Origin of the sequence: Candidatus Tisiphia endosymbiont of Parasteatoda lunata (assembly GCF_964030955.1) — a bacterium.
In the GTDB taxonomy this organism is placed as follows: Bacteria; Pseudomonadota; Alphaproteobacteria; order Rickettsiales; family Rickettsiaceae; genus Tisiphia.
Genome location: NZ_OZ035003.1, coordinates 838,957 through 858,393, shown reverse-complemented (window position 1 = coordinate 858,393; position 19,437 = coordinate 838,957). Strand labels below are relative to the sequence as shown.

18 protein-coding genes and 1 pseudogene are annotated in these 19,437 nt (G+C 32.4%); 14 read left to right on the top strand and 5 right to left on the bottom strand.

Annotation, left to right across the window (positions count from 1 at the left end):
* Positions 1-71: 71 nt before the first annotated feature.
* The 4 genes from AAHN00_RS05315 to rpoH form a co-directional block, all read right to left on the bottom strand.
* Positions 72-1,313, bottom strand: a complete 1,242-nt coding sequence (locus tag AAHN00_RS05315) for a PQQ-binding-like beta-propeller repeat protein (RefSeq protein ID WP_342272582.1) — start codon at positions 1,311-1,313, stop codon at positions 72-74.
* A 153-nt stretch (positions 1,314-1,466) separates the two neighbouring features.
* Complete coding sequence (locus AAHN00_RS05310) at positions 1,467-2,120, bottom strand: DUF2659 family protein (RefSeq protein WP_341748111.1); 654 nt, start codon at positions 2,118-2,120, stop codon at positions 1,467-1,469.
* A 28-nt stretch (positions 2,121-2,148) separates the two neighbouring features.
* The gene (gene ybgF / locus AAHN00_RS05305) at positions 2,149-2,901 is read right to left on the bottom strand and encodes a tol-pal system protein YbgF (RefSeq protein WP_342272336.1); all 753 of its coding nucleotides are present in this window, start codon (positions 2,899-2,901) and stop codon (positions 2,149-2,151) included.
* A gap of 67 nt (positions 2,902-2,968) precedes the next feature.
* Positions 2,969-3,853 carry an RNA polymerase sigma factor RpoH gene (rpoH, locus tag AAHN00_RS05300; protein WP_341755397.1) on the bottom strand — a complete coding sequence of 295 codons (885 nt, stop codon included), beginning with the start codon at positions 3,851-3,853 and terminating at the stop codon, positions 2,969-2,971.
* 137 nt (positions 3,854-3,990) lie between these two features.
* Here rpoH and AAHN00_RS05295 point away from each other — a divergent pair, with 137 nt between their 5' ends.
* The 7 genes and pseudogenes from AAHN00_RS05295 (at position 3,991) to AAHN00_RS05265 (ending at position 8,740) form a co-directional block, all read left to right on the top strand.
* Positions 3,991-4,551: a cytochrome c oxidase assembly protein gene (locus AAHN00_RS05295; RefSeq protein ID WP_342272335.1), complete on the top strand. Its 561-nt coding sequence runs from the start codon at positions 3,991-3,993 to the stop codon at positions 4,549-4,551.
* A gap of 316 nt (positions 4,552-4,867) precedes the next feature.
* The gene (locus AAHN00_RS05290) at positions 4,868-5,035 is read left to right on the top strand and encodes a hypothetical protein (protein WP_342272334.1); all 168 of its coding nucleotides are present in this window, start codon (positions 4,868-4,870) and stop codon (positions 5,033-5,035) included.
* A 7-nt stretch (positions 5,036-5,042) separates the two neighbouring features.
* Positions 5,043-5,837, top strand: coding sequence for a type I methionyl aminopeptidase (map, locus tag AAHN00_RS05285; protein WP_341755396.1), 795 nt, complete (start codon positions 5,043-5,045; stop codon positions 5,835-5,837).
* Between the two features lie 8 nt (positions 5,838-5,845).
* Positions 5,846-6,121 (top strand): annotated as a pseudogene (locus AAHN00_RS05280) (UPF0758 domain-containing protein); the annotation flags it as partial.
* A gap of 129 nt (positions 6,122-6,250) precedes the next feature.
* Positions 6,251-6,433: a hypothetical protein gene (locus AAHN00_RS05275; RefSeq protein WP_342272333.1), complete on the top strand. Its 183-nt coding sequence runs from the start codon at positions 6,251-6,253 to the stop codon at positions 6,431-6,433.
* Positions 6,434-6,455: 22 nt separating this feature from the next.
* A complete protein-coding gene (locus AAHN00_RS05270; RefSeq protein WP_342271025.1) occupies positions 6,456-7,436 on the top strand; it encodes a transposase in 981 nt (326 codons plus the stop codon).
* Positions 7,437-8,032: 596 nt separating this feature from the next.
* The gene (locus tag AAHN00_RS05265; RefSeq protein ID WP_342272332.1) at positions 8,033-8,740 is read left to right on the top strand and encodes an IS6 family transposase; all 708 of its coding nucleotides are present in this window, start codon (positions 8,033-8,035) and stop codon (positions 8,738-8,740) included.
* 41 nt (positions 8,741-8,781) lie between these two features.
* On the opposite strand, the gene rodA is transcribed toward AAHN00_RS05265, so the two are convergent.
* Positions 8,782-9,888, bottom strand: a complete 1,107-nt coding sequence (gene rodA, locus AAHN00_RS05260; RefSeq protein WP_342272581.1) for a rod shape-determining protein RodA — start codon at positions 9,886-9,888, stop codon at positions 8,782-8,784.
* A 67-nt stretch (positions 9,889-9,955) separates the two neighbouring features.
* Here rodA and cysS point away from each other — a divergent pair, with 67 nt between their 5' ends.
* The 7 genes from cysS (at position 9,956) to AAHN00_RS05225 (ending at position 19,422) form a co-directional block, all read left to right on the top strand.
* Positions 9,956-11,338, top strand: a complete 1,383-nt coding sequence (cysS, locus tag AAHN00_RS05255) for a cysteine--tRNA ligase (RefSeq protein ID WP_342272331.1) — start codon at positions 9,956-9,958, stop codon at positions 11,336-11,338.
* Positions 11,339-11,530: 192 nt separating this feature from the next.
* A complete protein-coding gene (rpsB, locus tag AAHN00_RS05250; protein WP_342272330.1) occupies positions 11,531-12,418 on the top strand; it encodes a 30S ribosomal protein S2 in 888 nt (295 codons plus the stop codon).
* Between the two features lie 359 nt (positions 12,419-12,777).
* Complete coding sequence (locus AAHN00_RS05245; protein ID WP_342272329.1) at positions 12,778-12,945, top strand: hypothetical protein; 168 nt, start codon at positions 12,778-12,780, stop codon at positions 12,943-12,945.
* Between the two features lie 14 nt (positions 12,946-12,959).
* A complete protein-coding gene (gene tsf, locus AAHN00_RS05240; protein ID WP_342272328.1) occupies positions 12,960-13,877 on the top strand; it encodes a translation elongation factor Ts in 918 nt (305 codons plus the stop codon).
* Between the two features lie 27 nt (positions 13,878-13,904).
* Positions 13,905-15,275 (top strand): UDP-N-acetylmuramoyl-tripeptide--D-alanyl-D-alanine ligase, encoded by a 1,371-nt coding sequence (locus tag AAHN00_RS05235; protein WP_342272327.1) that lies wholly within the window; start codon positions 13,905-13,907, stop codon positions 15,273-15,275.
* Entirely contained in the window at positions 15,272-16,357 is a 1,086-nt protein-coding gene (gene mraY / locus AAHN00_RS05230) for a phospho-N-acetylmuramoyl-pentapeptide-transferase (RefSeq protein ID WP_342272326.1), read from the top strand. The genes AAHN00_RS05235 and mraY overlap by 4 nt, the downstream gene beginning before the upstream one ends.
* Before the next feature lie 257 nt (positions 16,358-16,614).
* On the top strand, positions 16,615-19,422 hold the full coding sequence (locus tag AAHN00_RS05225; RefSeq protein WP_342272325.1) for a 2-oxoglutarate dehydrogenase E1 component: 2,808 nt from the start codon (positions 16,615-16,617) through the stop codon (positions 19,420-19,422).
* The last annotated feature ends 15 nt before the right edge of the window (positions 19,423-19,437 follow it).

The window sequence follows — 19,437 nt, the reverse complement described above, 5'->3', positions numbered from 1 at the left end:
TATACTAAATAGCATTATAACCACTATTTTGTCAAGATAAATGTAAATATATATTTTACATAGTTTCTTGACTAATCGACAAACATAATTTTTTTATCAGTAGCAAAATACATACTACCACAGCAGGTTTTTCCATGATATTCAATATTTTTAGTAATTTTAGCAATCTGTGGAGTAGTGCTTAAATTACCATTAACATCTGATTGGAAACTATATAATTCACCTTTAGTGGAAATAATATTTAAATTCCACTCTTCTGCCTCAGCTACCTTACCAATTATAGGAGTTAGGAATGATGAGGCTTTAACTTTTTTAATATCTTTCCCATCATTTAGATCTGCTACAAACTTGACTTTACCAAAATCAGTACTTATAGCAGCTATTTGTCCAGCATTATTTGTTATAAATAAACTATTACCCGCTAACAACATAGATTGCACATCATAAGCTTTGGTTTGCCAAAGAATATTACCCGTCATGATATCTAGCTTTACTATCTTACCAGCACTATTAGCTATATATATGTGAGAGTTATTGACAATAGGTTTGCATAATATAGATGCTGCCTCAAAATTTGGCAAGCCTATTTCTTGATGACTAGATAAATCGTTAGTCCATAGAACTTGACCGCTAGCTGCTTCTAGAGCAAGAATTTGTCCTGAATTATAGTTTACTATTACATGATTATTTTGTACTATTGGGCTAACATGGTAACTTGATGACAAAGTTTCTACTACACCTTCATGTTGCCAAACAAAATTTAAGTTATCAATATTAATCGCTAATATTTGATTAGTTACTGTTTGAACTACAATAGTATAATTATTAATTAATACCGGTTTTACTCTAGTAATATCAGGCAACTCTTTTCTGATTATTTCATGACCTGACCTACTATCTAATACTACCAAGAATCTTGAACCATAGGTAACATATAGTTTATCATTGTGGCATAAGATCCCTCCACCAACATAATAATCACTCTTGTTAGTGCTGATATTATATGACCACATAATAGATTTATCTTTCATAGAAAAAGCGGAAATATTACCTTTAGTATCAATGGTATAGGCAACAGCTTTATTAAAAACTGGCTCTGATATTATTTTATATTTTGCAATAGTATATTCCTTATTTTGCAGCTGTTCAGGGCTAAATATATTTATTTTTACAGCAGAATCTATTTGAATTGTTTCATTACTTTCTACAGATAATCTAGGAGTTAATTCTACAATATTTTTAATCTTTTTAGCTCCAAGACCACAAGAAGTTAGAAAAAAAGGTAGTAAGAAAATAATTAATCGTTGTTTTATCATAATTTAAGCCTTTGTTATTGTAAGCTCAATTCGATATAAGAATTGTTAATTCTTATATCGAATTGGCTTGTTATGTGCAGAACCGCTTCAAGCCTGATTGTTTCTATATATTCCGGAAGTTTGATATAACTTGTTACATCGAACTTCCGATTATTGTAAGTTTGAAAGTAAAGCTTTAGCCTGCTCTTTAACTACTTGAGTTGTACTTTCTAGTGATATTACCTTTTTCAAAGTATTTTCTGCTAAATCTTTTGAGTTGTTGTTAATATACCAAATTGCTTTGATAATATTTGCAGTACCAAAGAATGGTTTATTCTCATCATCAAAATAATTTAAATATTCCTCGATTTCATTAATGTTTGCATTAGATAAATTTGTTTCGTCTATCATTAAACTTAACCAAACTAGACGTGCATATGCACTTGTTAATTCGGCATAATTCTTGTTATCAATAATTTTCTTTAATAAAGTTCTAGCCTCTATAAAATCTCCTTGTTGTATTTTTATACTGACTTGTTCGATAGCAGCAAGCTCTCCTACTTTATTATTACTTGTTTCAATTAAATTATCCAACGACTTTATGGTTAGGTCTTTGTTGTCATTGATAAGCGACATAGACTTAACTAAAATATCACCTGTCTTTTGATTATTCTTTATTTTCTTACCATCAAGCCAATTGTTTATTAGCATAAATAATACGACTATTAGTGCGAGGATTATAGTTATAGGAAGAAGTTTTTTAAAGTAATAAAGTTTCTTTTCTTCATTTTTATCATTTAAGACTTCTTCTAAAATGTCAGTCATTATTATTTACCTTTTTGTTCATAAGAACCTAACGCTTACAAGCAAATTTGGTTCTTGCATCCTTAGCTCTTTTTATTGATGTAGCTGATCTACTCGGAAATTCTGTTTCAAGTTTATCAAGAATAGAGCATGCTTCTTGTATTTTCTTCAATTCCCCAAGAGATAATGCTAATTTTAACAATGAGTCAGAAGCTTTAGAACCTTTTGGTGATTGTTTGTAACCTTTTAGATAATTTATAGCCGCTTTATCAAACATATTACGTCTAAAAAAAGATTCTCCGTACCAAAAATACGCATTACTTACCAAAGGACTATTAGAGTAATTTTTTAAAAAATTTACAAATTTTTCTTCTGCATCGGTTAATTTATTATCTTTTAAAGAGGCAAGTGCTAAGTCATAAAGTTGCTTATCTTTTGCTATCCCCGAAATGGGTCTTGCAATATCATGCGACGCAACTTCCTTTTGTACTTCTTTAGTAGCTGGTATTTCAAAGACATCGCCAACTATAGAATCATCTGCTAAATTTTTTGCTGTACTGGTATCCTCAGAACTTATTACCTCTTGTTTTGTAGAGCCTAAAATTCTCTCTAATTTGGCAATAGTATATTCAATTATTTCAACTCTGCCAAGTAACTGCTGATTCTCTTTCTCCAAAATATCTAATCTTTCTGTGCAATCATTAGATGAATTAAATTTCAAATCTTTTCTAGTAATTTGATTTCCAGCAAATACTTGCGTAGAAATCAAAATAATCAATAAATGTATAGCAATTGCTTTCATGAATTAATATTTAATTTAATATATTGTAAAACCACCTGAGTATACTAGAAAAATTATAGTAATCCACTTAAACAACTTTTGGCATCTGTTGCAATATAAAGTTTTTCACTTTCTCAAATGCTGTGTTCTCAATCTGCCTAATTCTTTCCTTAGAGATTTTATATTCAATACTAAGAGTATCAAGAGTTTTTGGAGAATCTTTTAATTTACGCTCAGTGAGAATATGTAATTCACGATCATTTAATATCTTCATCGCTTGTGTTAGCAAATTATGTTTGTTAACAGAATCCTCTTGGCTAATTAATCTTAGCTCTTGACTTGGACGGGTTTCCGGTAAAAATTCAATTAGCTCGCTATCACTGTTATCATTTCCACTATTTACCAAATTATTCAATGATAAATCTGGACCAGATAACCTAGAATTCATTTCACTAACTTCATTCTTAGTCACTCCAAGTTCTTGAGCAATTTGAACAAAATCTTGATCTGTAACAGCTCTTGAATATAGGTTAGCAATTTTATGCTTAATTTTACCAAGGCTAAAAAATAACTTTTTTTGTGCTGCCGTAGTACCCATTTTAACCAAAGACCAAGATCTTAGGACATATTCATGGATTGAAGCTTTAATCCACCACAAAGCATAAGTAGACAAGCGAAAACCTAAATCAGGATTATATTTCTTTACTGCTTGCATAAGACCTAAATTCCCTTCTGACACAAGCTCATTTAGAGGTAGTCCATAATTTCTATATCTAACGGCAATTTTTGCTACCAATTTCAAGTGACTAGTTACTAGCTTATGAGCAGCTTCTAGATCATTCTGCTCAAGATAGGCTTTGGCAAGTAAAAACTCTTCTTCTTGTGAAAGTGACGGAACTTTATTGATCTTTTGCAAATATTGATAAAACCCTGATTCTGCAGAAATTACTGGCACACTGATTTTGTTAGTCATATAATACCTTTAAAATAGATTCCTTTACTTAGGGGATATACTAGAATGGGTACATAATATCATAAGTTTAAAATATTTTAAATAGACTTCTTGTAAAAAATTGAAATTTGACTTTTTTACAAAAAGAGAGCAACATAGTGTTACAAAAATCTAATAGAAATTTTGCCTTAGCCCTAGTTAGTTTAGTACTTAGCATGGTTTTTTTAAGCTTTGCATCAATACCAATTTACAATTTATTTTGTAAAGTCACTGGATATGGTGGTACTACCACAAAACAAGAACTTAATATATATTCTCCTAAAAAAGGAACTAGAGTGATAACTATAGAATTTGATTCTAATGTTGACAGTAAATTACCTTGGCGATTTATTCCTAAACAAAGAAGGGCTACAGTTATCCCAGGACAAAATACACTAATTTTTTATGAGTCTGAAAATCTAAGTAACGATGATATAATAGGAACTTCCATTTATAATGTTACACCTAATAAAGCTGGTAAATACTTTGTTAAAATACATTGTTTTTGTTTTGAAGAACAGTTATTAAAAGCAGGAGAAAAAATGTTGATGCCAGTGACATTTTTTATAGACTCTGATTTTGAGGAAGATAAAGAAATGAATGATGTGGATACAATAACCTTATCTTATAGTTTTTATAAGGTAAGAAACATTGAAAAAGATTCAATGAAATTCAAATAATAATTTAAGAAGTAGAAATTTAGTATATATTTATATAGCTAACCCGATTAGCATTACTTCGTCATTGTGAGCAGTAGCATTGCTACGACGAAGCAATCTATATCCAATCGTCTTCTTGGATTGCTTCGTCGCCACCAAAGTGGCTTCTTCGCAATGACAACAATTTACTATGGCTAAATACTAATCGGGTTAGCTATAGATGATTTTAGTTAACCACTCTGCACTGCAAGTGCAGAGCTTAATATTACGGCATGAATGCCTAATGTATGTACTAACTTAAAAGTTAGAAACTATTTGTGTATGGCTCATTTAGAAAGTGTCACAACACAAAAAGAATATATCTGTGAAGTGTAAGATTTTGTTAAAAAAATATCTGTATGATTCATTCTTATCTTTTCTTGATAAGATATTTAAAATTTATGTTGAAACGACGCACTGCAAGTGCGGGGTTTTTCTCCCAAAGTGGGACAATAAAAAAAGTTAATTATTTTATGACCATAACAATTCATTCCCAAGAAAACTTTAAGAAAATGCATATTGCAGGCAAACTTGCTGCAGAAACCTTAGATTTCATTACTAATTATGTAAAACCAGGAGTGAGTACGATCTATTTAAATGATCTTTGCCACGATTTTATTGTGTCCAATAATGCAATCCCTGCACCTTTGAACTATAACGGCTTCCCAAAGTCAATTTGTACTTCTGTTAATCATGTAGTATGCCATGGTATTCCAAATGATAAACTCCTTAAAAATGGCGATATAATAAATATTGACGTTACTGTAATTGTCGATGGATGGTATGGTGATACTAGTAGAATGTATTATGTTGGTGATGTAGGAATTAAAGCAAAACGCTTAGTGCAAGTTACTTATGATGCTATGATGATAGGAATTGAACTAGTAAAACCAGGAGTACATTTAGGAGATATCGGAAATGCTATACAAACTTATGTTGAAAAACATAATTATTCAGTTGTTAGAAATTATACTGGTCACGGGATAGGGCGTATATTTCATACAGAACCAACTATTCTACATTATGGCAAAGCTGGCACTGGCTTGGTCTTGGAGGAAGGTATGTTTTTTACTATTGAACCAATGGTAAATGCTGGACATCACTCCACTCATCTAAGTAAATTAGACGGTTGGACAGTTACAACAAGTGATAAATCATTATCAGCACAATTTGAACATAGTTTAGGCGTAACCAAAGATGGTTTTGACATTTTTACTTTATCACCAAAACATTTGACATATCCGCCTTATAAAACAGACTTATTGTAAAACTAAATATGAAAGATGATATACCCCATTATATTGGTCATAGACAACGCTTAAGACAACGTATTATTGTTTCTGCAGAAAATCTTGCAGATTATGAATTACTTGAAATGATATTATTTTCTGTAATACCTAGAAAAGATGTAAAACCATTAGCAAAGGAATTATTAACACAATTTGGTAGTCTCGCTAATTTAATAAATACAGATAAAGAAAAATTGCTTAATATTAAAGGAACTAATGATAATTTATATGTAAATTTTGTCATTATGCGTGAACTAACTAACAGAATGCTAAAACAAAAAGTAGTTAACCACTCTGCACTGCAAGTGCAGAGCTTAATATTACGGCATGAATGCCTCATGTATGTACTAACTTAAAAGTTAGAAACTATTTGTGTATGGCTCATTTAGAAAGTGTCACAACACAAAAAGAATATATCTGTGAAGTGTAAGATTTTGTTAAAAAATATCTGTATGATTCATTCTTATCTTTTCTTGATAAGATATTTAAAATTTATGTTGAAACGACGCACTGCAAGTGCGGGGTTTTTCTCCCAAACAGGAGTTTCGCACTTAGCAAAAAATATGTTAATCTAGCAAGAAAGAGTTTTAGTTAAGCATGGCAAGATCAAAATGTAGCAAAGACTTATATAAATCATTTTTACAAGCAAGTAGCGTAAGATATAGTGGTAAAGCATTATCTGAAGTAAGTCCAATAAACCTATCTCATGATAGTGCAAGTCGATGGTTAAATAGTAAGGATTTCCGCCCTAGCGGGATCTACAGAGAAGTGTCAAAATATATTGATAGGGAAGCTTCTTGTTTATTAGTGGGAGATGACACGTTATTGTCAAAGCAATACAGTAAGAAAATTGAGCTTGTACATTATCAATATTCTGGAGCTGTACATGATGTTATACCTGGTATAGGGATGGTCAACTTACTGCATTACAATGCTAAAACTGATCAATCTACCCCTGTAGATTATAGAATATATGATAAAGAAACTGATGGAAAAACAAAGAATGAGCATTTTTGTGATATGCTTACTTTAGCTAAGGAAAGAGGGATCAATCCTGATGCAGTAGTAATGGATGCGTGGTATAGCGGTTTGGAGAATTTGAAACATATACGTAATTTAGGTTGGACATGGGTTAGTAACCTAAGAAAAAATAGAAAAGTTAATCATAATGTTAGCTTAGAAAGTTTAGAGATTCCTGATGAGGGACTAAAAATTCACCTACGTGGATACGGTTGGGTTACGGTATTTAAGTTTGTGGCAAAAAATGGTCGCATTGATTACATAACAACTAACTTAGAAAATCCAACACGTGAACAAATAGAGAAAATTGTTAAGGCACGGTGGTCTATAGAAGTTTATCATCGAGAATTAAAACAAACTTGTGGTATTGAACGCTGTCAGGCACGCACGGGTCGAGCTCAGAGAAATCATATTTGCCTTGCTGTATTTGCTTGGCTCGATATGAACAAAAGGAGGATAAATGAAAAAATTACTTTATATCAACAAACTTGGGAAGTTATAAAAACATCAATTCAGAACAACATTAGATGCCTTTTAGCTGATTCGCAATTTTGCTAACTGCGAAACTCCTGCCAAAGTGGGACAATAAATCAAAATGTAATTAGTTCTTGGAACGTTCTAATAGACTATCTAAAAGCAACGATGGGTAGCATGAAAACAGAACAATTTCGTATCTTATTTTTAACTCAATAACAACCAGCTGAAGCTGGTGGGTTGATATCTAGACTGGAAGTCGCTATTACTCTAAAGAGATATTACTAATGCCTGTGCTATCTCTCTGATCCTAATTCTTATAAGTTACCTTGCAATACTTTTGTAGCGATATTTAGTGATCCAAACAACATGAAAGCGATGGTAAAATACAGTGTGGCTAGTCTTGTTATAATCTGTCATATATGATATTTTAATATACATAAGAGCAAGCTCTTCATGTATATTAAAATATCATATATTCAAGTTATAGTGAATTGAAATATTAGAACAAGGACTGAAGTCTTTCCCAGCTGAAGCTGGGGGTTTTAACCAAAAAGGTGACTATAAAAAGAATGTCCTAATTGCTGATGAAATTTTAAGTCAAGGCACTATAGAGGTTCTGTCGCATATGTTGGACAATAGAAAAAAGATTGATATAATGATCTAAAAAAGATGTTAAGATGTTTCGTATTACTGCAAGATTATTATCATATTTCAAAGGATTTTGTTCTTCACTAGAAATAATAATGTTATTTGTCTATATGAAATGCCGATTTTCTTTAAGTTATCGAGATTTGGAAGAAATGATGAGTATAAGGGGAGCAAAAATTGATCACTCTACATTACAAAGATGGGTTATAAAATTTGTACCATTGATAGATCAGGTGGTTAGAAAAAGAAAGAAGCCAGTTGGTAGTAGTTGGAGAATGGATGAGACTTATATTAAATTAAACGGTAAATGGGTTTATTTATATAGAGCACTAGATAGTCTTGGTAATACTGTAGACTTTCTGCTACGTAAGCATAGAGACAAGCCTGCAGCACTTGCATTTTTTCGTAAAGCCTTTAGAGAGAATAATTTTCCTGAGAAAGTAGTAATTGATAAAAGCGGTAGTAATACGGCTGCTCTTAATGATTTGAATACAGAAGTTCCTAAAGATTATAAAATTAAGGTTATTCAGACCAAATACCTGAATAATCTTGTAGAACAAGATCATAGGTTTATCAAAAAACGTACAAAGCCAATGCTTGGTTTTAAGAGTTTTCATTCTGCAGAAATGACTATTACCGGTATAGAAAATATTCGTATGATGCAAAAAAGACAAATAATTGGAGCTAATGATAATCTTTCTACTTTTGAGAATTTTGCTATGTTAATGGCATCATAATGTCCAAAACCTTAGTTTTAACAATCTTGATGTAGTATGATTTATAGATGCGACAAAACCCTATGCTGGTGTACCTGAGCATTCATTATTAATCCAAAACCAATAAGCATTGATACCATCATTGTACCGCCGTAAGATATAAAAGGTAAAGGCACACCTACCACTGGCAATAATCCCATTACCATAGCTATATTTATAAATACATGACTAAATAGGATTGATGTTATGCCTATTACCATCAGTTTACTAAATATAGCTCTACAATTCACAGCAATCATTAATGAAATTATTATAATTGCAGAATAAAGAATTAACAGAAACAAACTACCAACAAAACCAAATTCTTCAGCAAAAGTAGCAAAGATAAAATCAGTCTGATGCTCTGGTAAAAAATCTAGATGGCTTTGGCTACCTTTAGCTAGCCCCTTGCCCCACAACCCACCAGAACCAATAGCGATTTTTGATTGAATAATGTTATATCCAGCTCCAAGAGGATCTTTTTCAGGATCAAAAAAAACCATGATTCGTTTTCTTTGATAATCATGCATCACTTGCCACATAATTGGTATGCAAGTAAGGACTATAATACCAATTATCACAAAATTTCTCACTCTAAAACCAGCAGCAAAAAAAATAATACTAGCAATAATGACATTAATTACTCCAGTACCTAGATCCGGTTCTTTTATTATCAGTATAACTGGTACTATCACACCTATTATAGGCAATAATATCTTGTAAAATTTGGCAAAATCCTCAGTTTTTAGTTGATGAAAATACCTAGCTAACATTAACACTAATGCTAGTTTTGTTGGTTCAGAAGGCTGCACACGGATAACTCCTAAATCTATCCAACGCTTTGCTCCCATAGAAATAGATCCAAAAAGCTCAACACTAACTAATAAGATAATAATAGCAATGTAAAATATATATGAAAACTTAAATATATATTTTATATCAATGGTTGCAATAATAATCACAACTGGTAAAAACAGGAGAAAATGCATCATCTGCTTATACGCCCAAGGGTGAATATTACTATCTGAAGCGGAATATAGTACAACAAAACCAATGTTACAAATCACACTAATAAGAATAATTAAAGTAATCGGTAGTTTCTTTAGTTTTTCAAAATAATTTCTTTGAATTGACATTCTAGGTAGATATCCATAAAAATTAGTTGTAAAATGACATTATTGATTATGATTAAAAAACATGAAATTATTATTACATAACACACTTACTCACAAGAAAGAAGTTTTCGTACCGCTAGATAGTAATTTAATAAAAATGTATGTTTGCGGTCCAACTGTCTACGATCATCCCCATATTGGTAACGCTAGGTCCGTAGTAGTATACGATATTTTATACCGCTCACTAAGCAAAATATTTGGTCAAAATCATATAAAATATGTGCGTAATATTACCGATGTTGATGATAAGATAATAAATAGAGCCAAAGAACTCAAAATAACGATTTCTGACTTAACAGTTAGAATCACCGAAGAATTTCATGCTAATATGCAATATCTAGGTTGCAAAACGCCAAATATCGAGCCAAAAGCCACCATGCATATTGATGACATGATTGTGATTATTCAAAAATTACTTGATCTAAATCATGCTTACATTGCAGATAACCATGTTTATTTTGATATTTCTACTGCCCCAAATTATACAAAATTATCAAATCGTAATCTTGATGAAATGCTAGAGGGAGTGCGTATTGAAAATAATCCATCAAAAAAGCAACCATATGATTTTGTATTATGGAAACCAGCCAGTAAAGATGAAGAAATATTGGCAAATTTTGATAGTCCTTGGGGAAGAGGTAGACCAGGCTGGCATATAGAATGTTCAGCGATGAGCTATAAATATCTCGGAGAAAATTTTGACATTCATGGTGGAGGGGCAGACTTAATTTTTCCTCATCATACTAATGAGATAGCACAAAGTACATGTGCTTTCCCGAACTCTCACTTTGCTAAATATTGGGTGCATAATGGATTTCTAACCTGTAATGGTGAGAAAATGAGTAAATCGCTCAATAATTTTATTACGGTAAAAGACTTAATAGACCAAAAAATCCCTGGTAGCGTAGTTAGATTACTGTTACTGAGTAGTCACTACCGTAAACCATTAGATTACAACAATAAAGCTCTAGAAGATGCTACAAAAACAATGAATTATTGGTATAGAGCGATAGAGAATTTGGACATTAACAAACTTAACGTGCAGAACATTCCAGAAGAATTTTTATCTCTCTTATTCGATGATATGAATACACCTCTAGCCATTAAAGTAATAAACGATTATGCTAAACTGATCTTTGCAAGTAACAAAGAAGATGATAAGTACTTATATGCCTCTTACTTACTTTCATGCAGCAATTTTATAGGTCTAATGACCCAACCAGCGAGTAAGTGGTTTTACTGTGAAATAAATGATGAACCAATTCTCCAACATATTGAGCAACGTAGGCAAGCCAAATTACAAAAAAATTGGTTATTAGCCGACCAAATTCGTCAAAATTTATCAAAAGATGGTATAATTCTAGAAGACAAACTAGATGGATCAACTAGTTGGAGAAAAGTTTAATTAAGAATATTACGTTCAACATAACCCTTGCAAATATGTTGATCAAATATATAATAAGCTTTGCTTATTAATATTAAAGCAAAATTCACACGTAAGAGCCTAGTTGTTAGTCCAATTTCTTTGGTATCAACTCTTGCGGAGGAGTACCTATAATATGTAGGTACATAACTAACATTTTAAGGAGATTTAATAATGTCTAAACTAAAAGCTGTTAATGTCAGAGATTTACTTGATGCTGGGGTGCATTTTGGTCATAAAACCTCACGTTGGAATCCAAAAATGGCATCTTACATTTATGGTGTAAGAGATGATATTCACGTAATTGACTTACAACAAACTGCTGCTCTAATGCAGGTAGCTTTGGGTGTAATTTATGAAACTGTCAAGAAAAACGGTAAAATATTATTTGTCAGTACTAAAGTTCAAGCCAGTGATATAGTAGCTGAGTATGCAGAGAAATGTGGGCAATATTACGTTAACCACAGATGGCTTGGTGGTATGTTAACTAATTGGGGGACAATTTCTGGCTCAATAAAAAAGCTGGATAATCTTGAGAAAGTTTTGGGGAATGAAGAGGAATATTCCGGTTATACTAAGAAAGAAATACTGGAAATGACCCGTAAAAAGGATAAATTACTTAAATCCTTAGGGGGTATTAGACATATTGGGACAAGACCCAATTTGCTTGTGGTAATTGATACTAATAAGGAGCATTTAGCAATCCAAGAAGCAGTAAAGTTAGGTATTCCAATAATTGCTATTGTTGACACTAATTCCAATCCAGATAATATAGACCACCCTGTTCCCGGTAATGATGATGCAATAAGATCTATAAGACTCTATTGCACCTTGTTTGCTGATGCCGTACTTGCCGGTATAGAAGAGGCTTTAGCTGCATCTGGTGTTGATTTAGGAAGCATAGCTACTCATGAAGAAAAAGGTACAAATATAAAAGGTGTTACTAAGTTAAAATCAACCAAGAAATTTTCTAAAACTTTAAATCTAAATAATCAAGAAGCACTAGAGTCAGAGTTTGAGACAGCTTTAGAGCTTGCAGAAGTTGCTGTAACAACAAAATAACTAGTACTTATGGGGGTATTAACTTAATTAAGTAGCCTCGATTTTATTCCTGTTAGGGTTGATGCTATCTCTGATTCCCCTTCGATGTCATTCCTACTTCAGTGCGGAATCTAAAGAAACAGACAGGAATGGTGCTTTAGACATTTTATATCCCAGTCTAGGCTGGGGTGACATTGAAGGTGTAGGGATGCTAGGGGTCGCAGGAACACCAATTCTTGAAGTTCTACCTGAGTATACTACTCCTCAATCCAGTTAACCACTCTGCACTGCAAGTGCAGAGCTTAATATTACGGCATGAATGCCTCATGTATGTACTAACTTAAAAGTTAGAAACTATTTGTGTATGGTTCATTTAAAAAGTGTCACAACACAAAAAGAATATATCTGTGAAGTGTAAGATTTTGTTAAAAAAATATCTTATCTTATCTTTTCTTGATAAGATATTTAAAATTTATGTTGAAACGACGCACTGCAAGTGCGGGGTTTTTCTCCCAAAGTGGGACAATAAAAATAACTATAAACCTTAAATAAGGAGAGTAAAATGATAAATGCTGGACTTGTAAAACAATTAAGAGAGAAAACTGCTGCAGGAATGATGGACTGCAAGAAGGCCTTGCTTGAAGCAAAGGGAGATTTTGAAGCAGCTATTGATTGGTTAAGAAAAAAAGGATTATCAGCTGCAGCAAAAAAAGCAGATAGAATTGCTGCTGAAGGACTAACAGCAATAAGCATTAAAGATAATGTTGGGGCTATTATAGAAGTAAATTCGGAAACAGATTTTGTTGCAAGAAACGATAAGTTTCAGCAATTGGTTAGGAATATTGCTGAACTAGCTTTGACACAAGATAATTTACCATCACTAAAATTAGCAAAAACATCAACAGGTAGATCAGTTGAAGAAGAAATATTAGACAATATTGCTACAATTGGTGAAAATTTAAATCTACGTCGTATGGATGTTTTACGGGTATCAGAAGGTGTAGTTGCATCTTATGTACATAATACTGTTGCTGATGGTCTAGGTAAGATTTCTGTCATTGTTGGTTTACAATCAACTACTAAAGATAAAGCTAAGCTTCTAGAATTAGGACAGAAAATTGCTACCCATATAGCGGCAAGTAATCCTTATAGTCTTGATGCATCAAGTTTGGATCAAACATTAATTGAACGCGAAAGAAATATATTTTTTGAACAATCAAAAGCTTCCGGTAAACCAGACAATATCATTGAAAAAATGGTTGAAGGTAGAATACGTAAGTTCCTAGCAGAAGTTGTTCTGCTTGAACAAAACTTTTTATTTGATGATAAATTAACAGTTTCTGAAGTTATGGATAACGCTGCAAAAGAATTAGGAACTTCGATTAAAATTACACAATTTATAAGATATGAATTAGGTGCAGGCATAAAGCAAGAAGATAAAAATTTTGCGGACGAAGTTGCAGCTGTCATGCAAAGTTAGGAAAAACTGATTATATTTGAGAAAATAATGATTTGGTCAGCAAAAGACTTAACTAGTGCGTTGAATATTGAAGTACATCCTGATATTCAGGGGAGGCAGATTCAGTTTAATTCCAATTCCGTTACAAACGGTGATTTGTTCATTGCTCTGCAAGGTAATAATGATGGACATAATTATGCCTTACATGCTCTGCAGCGAGGGGCAAATGCAGTAATTATTAGTAAGGAAATAAAAGGATTAGCTGATAATAAAGTAATTATGGTCTCTGATACCTTAACTGCTCTACACCACATGGCTGAGTATAAACGTAAAAAATCTAAAGCAAGGTTTATTGGTGTTACCGGTAGTATTGGTAAAACGGGTACTAAGGAAGCAATCAAAACTATATTAAGTTATTTTGGACCTACTTTTGCTAGCAGAGGAAATTTTAACAACCACCTTGGCGTGCCTATAAATCTTGCTTCGATGCCTGATGATATAGAATATGCTCTTTTTGAAATGGGTATGAATCATTCAGGAGAAATAAGAGAGCTGACAAAAATGGTACGACCTAACATATCAGTAATCACCACAATAGCGGAAGCCCATCTTGAATTTTTTGAATCTATGCTTAGTTTGGTTGATACCAAATGTGAAATTTTTGAAGGAATGCCAAAAAATGGCATAGCTGTTGTAAATTCAGACCATCAATATTATGACAGAATTTTACAGAATCTTAAACAATTATCGATTAATAATATATATAGTTTTGGTAAATCTGAAGGCACAGATTCTAGATTAACATCATATGAGCATATTGGACAAGAAGTACGTCTACATTATTCTATCTGTAACACTAAAATAGATACTAAAATTCCTTTTGTACCGGAACATTATGCTAGAAATTATACTGCCGCTCTTCAGGTGGCAGCAATACTGAACTTAGATATTAATGCTGCAGCAACACAATTAAACAAAATATCATTAACTGAAGGACGTGGTAAACTAGTCAACGCTAAATATAATGGTCAGAACTATCAAATCATTTGTGATTATTATAATGCTAATCCAGTATCAGTAAAAGCTGCTTTATTATATCTAAAACAGCTTAGTGTACAGAAAAAAGTTGCTATACTAGGTGATATGCTAGAATTGGGAGAAAATTCCATAAAATTCCATAAAGACTTAATACTAGCAATTATTGACTCCGGTACTAAGAGGGTTTTTTTAGTAGGTAATCTTACCAAACATATATACGATTCTTTGCCAAATGACATAGAAAAAATGCATTTTGATAATGTTGATTTGTTGATAGAAAACTTAAATAAATTACTTAAAGGCGATGAATTACTCTTACTAAAAGGATCTAACAGTATCCAACTTAGTAAAATTATACAATTTTTTGAATTGCTACAATGATATACAACCTTCTTGCCCCCTATATACATAAATTACATATAGCAAATTTATTCCACTATGTTACTTTTCGTATTGGACTTGCCATATTATTTAGTTTGACCCTTTCTTTTTTAATAGGACCTAGATTAATTAGATTTTTACAAAATTTACAAAAATATGGTCAACCAATTCGTGACGACGGACCAGAAACGCACAAAACAAAAGTAGGAACACCAACTATGGGGGGAATAATGATTCTCTTCACCGTTTGTCTTTCCACTCTATTATTCTCTGACCTTACTAATAAATATATATGGATAGTGTTATTTGTCTTTGTTGCTTTTGGTGTACTTGGTTTTATGGATGATTATGCTAAAGTAACAAAAAACCACCATAAAGGCGTTAGCGGAAAGAATAAATTATTATTTCAGTTCACTATTTGTCTAATTGCCTGTTTACTATTAAGAGACTCCAATAGTCAGGGAAACAATCTGCTCACTATTCCATTTTTTAAAAATTTATTGATTGATTTAGGTTTGTTTTATATACCATTTAGCATGTTTGTGATAGTTGGTGCATCAAATGCGGTGAATCTAACAGATGGTCTTGATGGTCTTGCCATAGTGCCTATTGCTATTACTGCAGGTTCTTTTACCTTAATTATTTACTTGGTCGGTAATAGTTTCTATGCAAATTATCTACAAATTATGTATATACCAAATATTTCTGAATTAACTATCTTCTGTGCTTCAATTGTTGGTGCTAGCCTAGGATTCTTATGGTTTAATGCACAGCCAGCAGAAATTTTTATGGGAGATACTGGAAGCCTAAGTCTAGGTGGCGTTCTTGGTGTTATTAGCGTTATAACCAAACATGAAATTGTACTAGCAATTATTGGCGGATTATTTGTTATTGAAACTTTATCAGTAATTATTCAAGTATATTATTTTAAAGCTACTAATGGTAAAAGAATTTTCAAAATGGCCCCGCTGCACCATCATTTTGAGAAACATGGCTGGCCGGAATCAAAAGTTGTGATACGTTTTTGGATTATAGCCATAATATTTGCTCTAATTGGTTTATCCTCGCTAAAACTGCGGTAAAAAAGCTATAGTCAATTCAGGAGGATGGGTATAACCTCAGTTTTGGATTAGAGTCTTTAATTTCAATGCAAAACTGGCTAGAATATCAGAAAAATGCATTCGTACCAGTCGCTTCAAGAATGCATTTTTCATTATAAGAAGCCAATTCGATATAAGAATTACTAATTCTTATATCGAATGAGGTTACAAGACCAAAAACGATGTCATCCCCCACGGAGAATATTGTCTAGGTTTTTTACTAATCAAGAATAGGAGTTATGGATAAGAATTTTAAACAAACTAGTTTTTTATTTGGTAGTAATGCTGTTTTTATAGAAGAGCTATATCAGCTATATTTATCAGATCATAAAGCAGTTGATGAAAGCTGGCAAAATTATTTCCAAAATATTGGAAATAATAATAGTCCTCAGAACACAAAAACTATTGCTCATGTTATTACTTCACCTCAAGAAAAGCCTCTACCGTATGTTACGGAACTTTCTGCTGCAACCAACAAGCTCAGAGCAAAAGCAATGATTGCCAGCTATCGTAACTATGGACATTATTTAGTTAAGTTAGATCCCTTAAATCTTGAGGTTCTTAAGACTAAAAATGACTTGAGACTTAATATAGAAGATTTTGGTTTTACCAAAGATCAGTTGAATAATATTATAGAAATTGATGATGAATTTTTTGGAATAAAAGCATGTTCACTTAAGGAATTAGTTGATTTACTTGATCAAACTTATACTAAAGATATTGCCGTAGAACTTGCTCATGTGACCAATGAAGATGAGAAAACTTGGTTTTTTGAGCAGATAGAAAATAACCAGAGTCTATTAGAATTAGAACAAGACAAGAAGAATATATTACAAGACTTAGTAGAAATTGAAGGATTTGAACAATATCTACATACCAAATTTCCTGGAGCAAAACGCTTTTCAGTGGAAGGTGGAGAGGCAAGTGTAGTGGCTATAGATAAAGCTATAGATATGTCTATTATCCATGGAATAGAAGATGTAGTAATAGGTATGGCTCACCGAGGAAGACTTAGCACACTAGCTAAGGTAATGACTAAACCTTATAAAGCTATTTTATCTGGATTTATAACAGGTAGTATCTTGCCAACTGATTTAGGTATTTCAGGTGATGTGAAGTATCATATTGGCTATTCATCAGATCAGATAAGAGAGGGGGTTAAGGTACATCTTTCTATGGCAGATAATCCATCGCATTTAGAAGCGGTGAATCCGGTAGTAGCTGGTAAAGTACGAGCAAAACAGGATAGCATCCAAGATACTAATCGTAAGAAAGTAATGGGTATTTTGGTTCATGGTGATAGTGCTTTTTGTGGTCAGGGTGTAGTAGCTGAGAGTTTATTTATGTCGGATCTAAAGCCTTATAATGTTGGCGGGATTATTCACTTTGTCATTAATAATCAGCTTGGATTTACAGCGAATAGTTATGACACTAGACCAGGTAGATATTCTACTGAATTTGCTAAGATAATTAATAGTCCAATTCTACATGTAAATGGTGATGATATTGAATCAGTGATCAAGGCTACCAATATTGCAGTGAATTATCGGTATAAATTTGCTAGAGACATAGTCGTTGAGATCATTTGTTATCGTAAATATGGTCATAATGAAGGTGATGAACCTATGTACACTCAAGCTGTTATGTATAATGTAATAAAAAATAAGCAATCCCCGGCAACTATTTTTGCAAATAACCTAATAGCAGGCGGAATAATTGACCAAAATTATTTTCCTGCATTGAAAGAACAATTTAAACTGAAATTAGATCAAGAATATGAACAAGCCAAAAATTATCAACCGCAAGCTCAGTTTTTAGAAGGTTTATGGTCTAGTTATACTAGATCAAATGCTCAAATGCTCTCTACTGGTGTTAACAAAAATACCTTAAAAGAACTTGGTATAAAGCTTTGTCAGATACCAAAAGATTTTCCTTTAAATCCCAAACTTGCAAAATTATTTGAATTAAGAGAAAATACCTTAAAGCAAGATAGACCTATTGATTGGGCAACTGCAGAACAGTTAGCCTTTGCTAGTTTATTAAATTCAGGCACTAGAATACGTTTTACTGGTCAAGATTGTGGGCGTGGCACTTTCTCTCACCGTCATTCAGTGTTACATAGTCAGGTGGATGATAGAACTTATACACCATTAAATAATTTATCGCAAAGCCAAGCAAATTTTGAAATTGCTGACAGTAATTTATCTGAATATGCAGTTTTAGGTTTTGAGTATGGTTATTCATTAGTTAATCCAAAAGATTTAGTAATTTGGGAAGCTCAATTTGGCGATTTTTCTAACGGAGCTCAAATAATTTTCGACCAATTCATTTCCAGTAGCGAAAGCAAATGGCTCAGGATGAGCGGTATAGTAGTACTACTACCACATGGACTTGAAGGACAAGGTCCAGAGCATAGCTCTGCAAGACTCGAGAGGTTCTTGCAGCTTGCTGCTGAAAATAATATGCAAGTTACATATCCTACGACGCCATCTTCATTTTTTCATTTATTACGTCGTCCAATATACAGTAATATTCGTAAACCACTAATAGTAATGTCACCAAAATCTTTATTAAGACATAAAATGGTTGTATCACCTCTCTCCCAGCTTGATGAGAATACGAGCTTTATACCTGTACTAGACGAAATTAATGATGCTATAAATGCCAAGGAAGTGAAACGAATTATATTATGTAGTGGTAAAGTCTACTATGATTTATTAGAAAAAAGAGAAGAAAAGAATATTTTAGATATTGTGATTATTAGACTTGAACAGCTATATCCGTTTGAAACGGATTTTATCGTTAAAATATTAGGTAAATATAATAAAGCTAAAGAGTTTATTTGGTGTCAAGAAGAACCTAAAAATATGGGGGCATGGAATTTTGTTAAAGATCACTTAAATGATATCCTAAAAAATGCATCTATTAATAATCAATTTGTATATGTTGGTAGGAATGAGTCTGCCTCACCAGCAGTTGGCTCACCGATTATACATAATGAGCAACAGAAAAAATTGCTTGAAGAAGCCTTGATAATTAAGGGGTAGAGTTAAGTTGGGAAC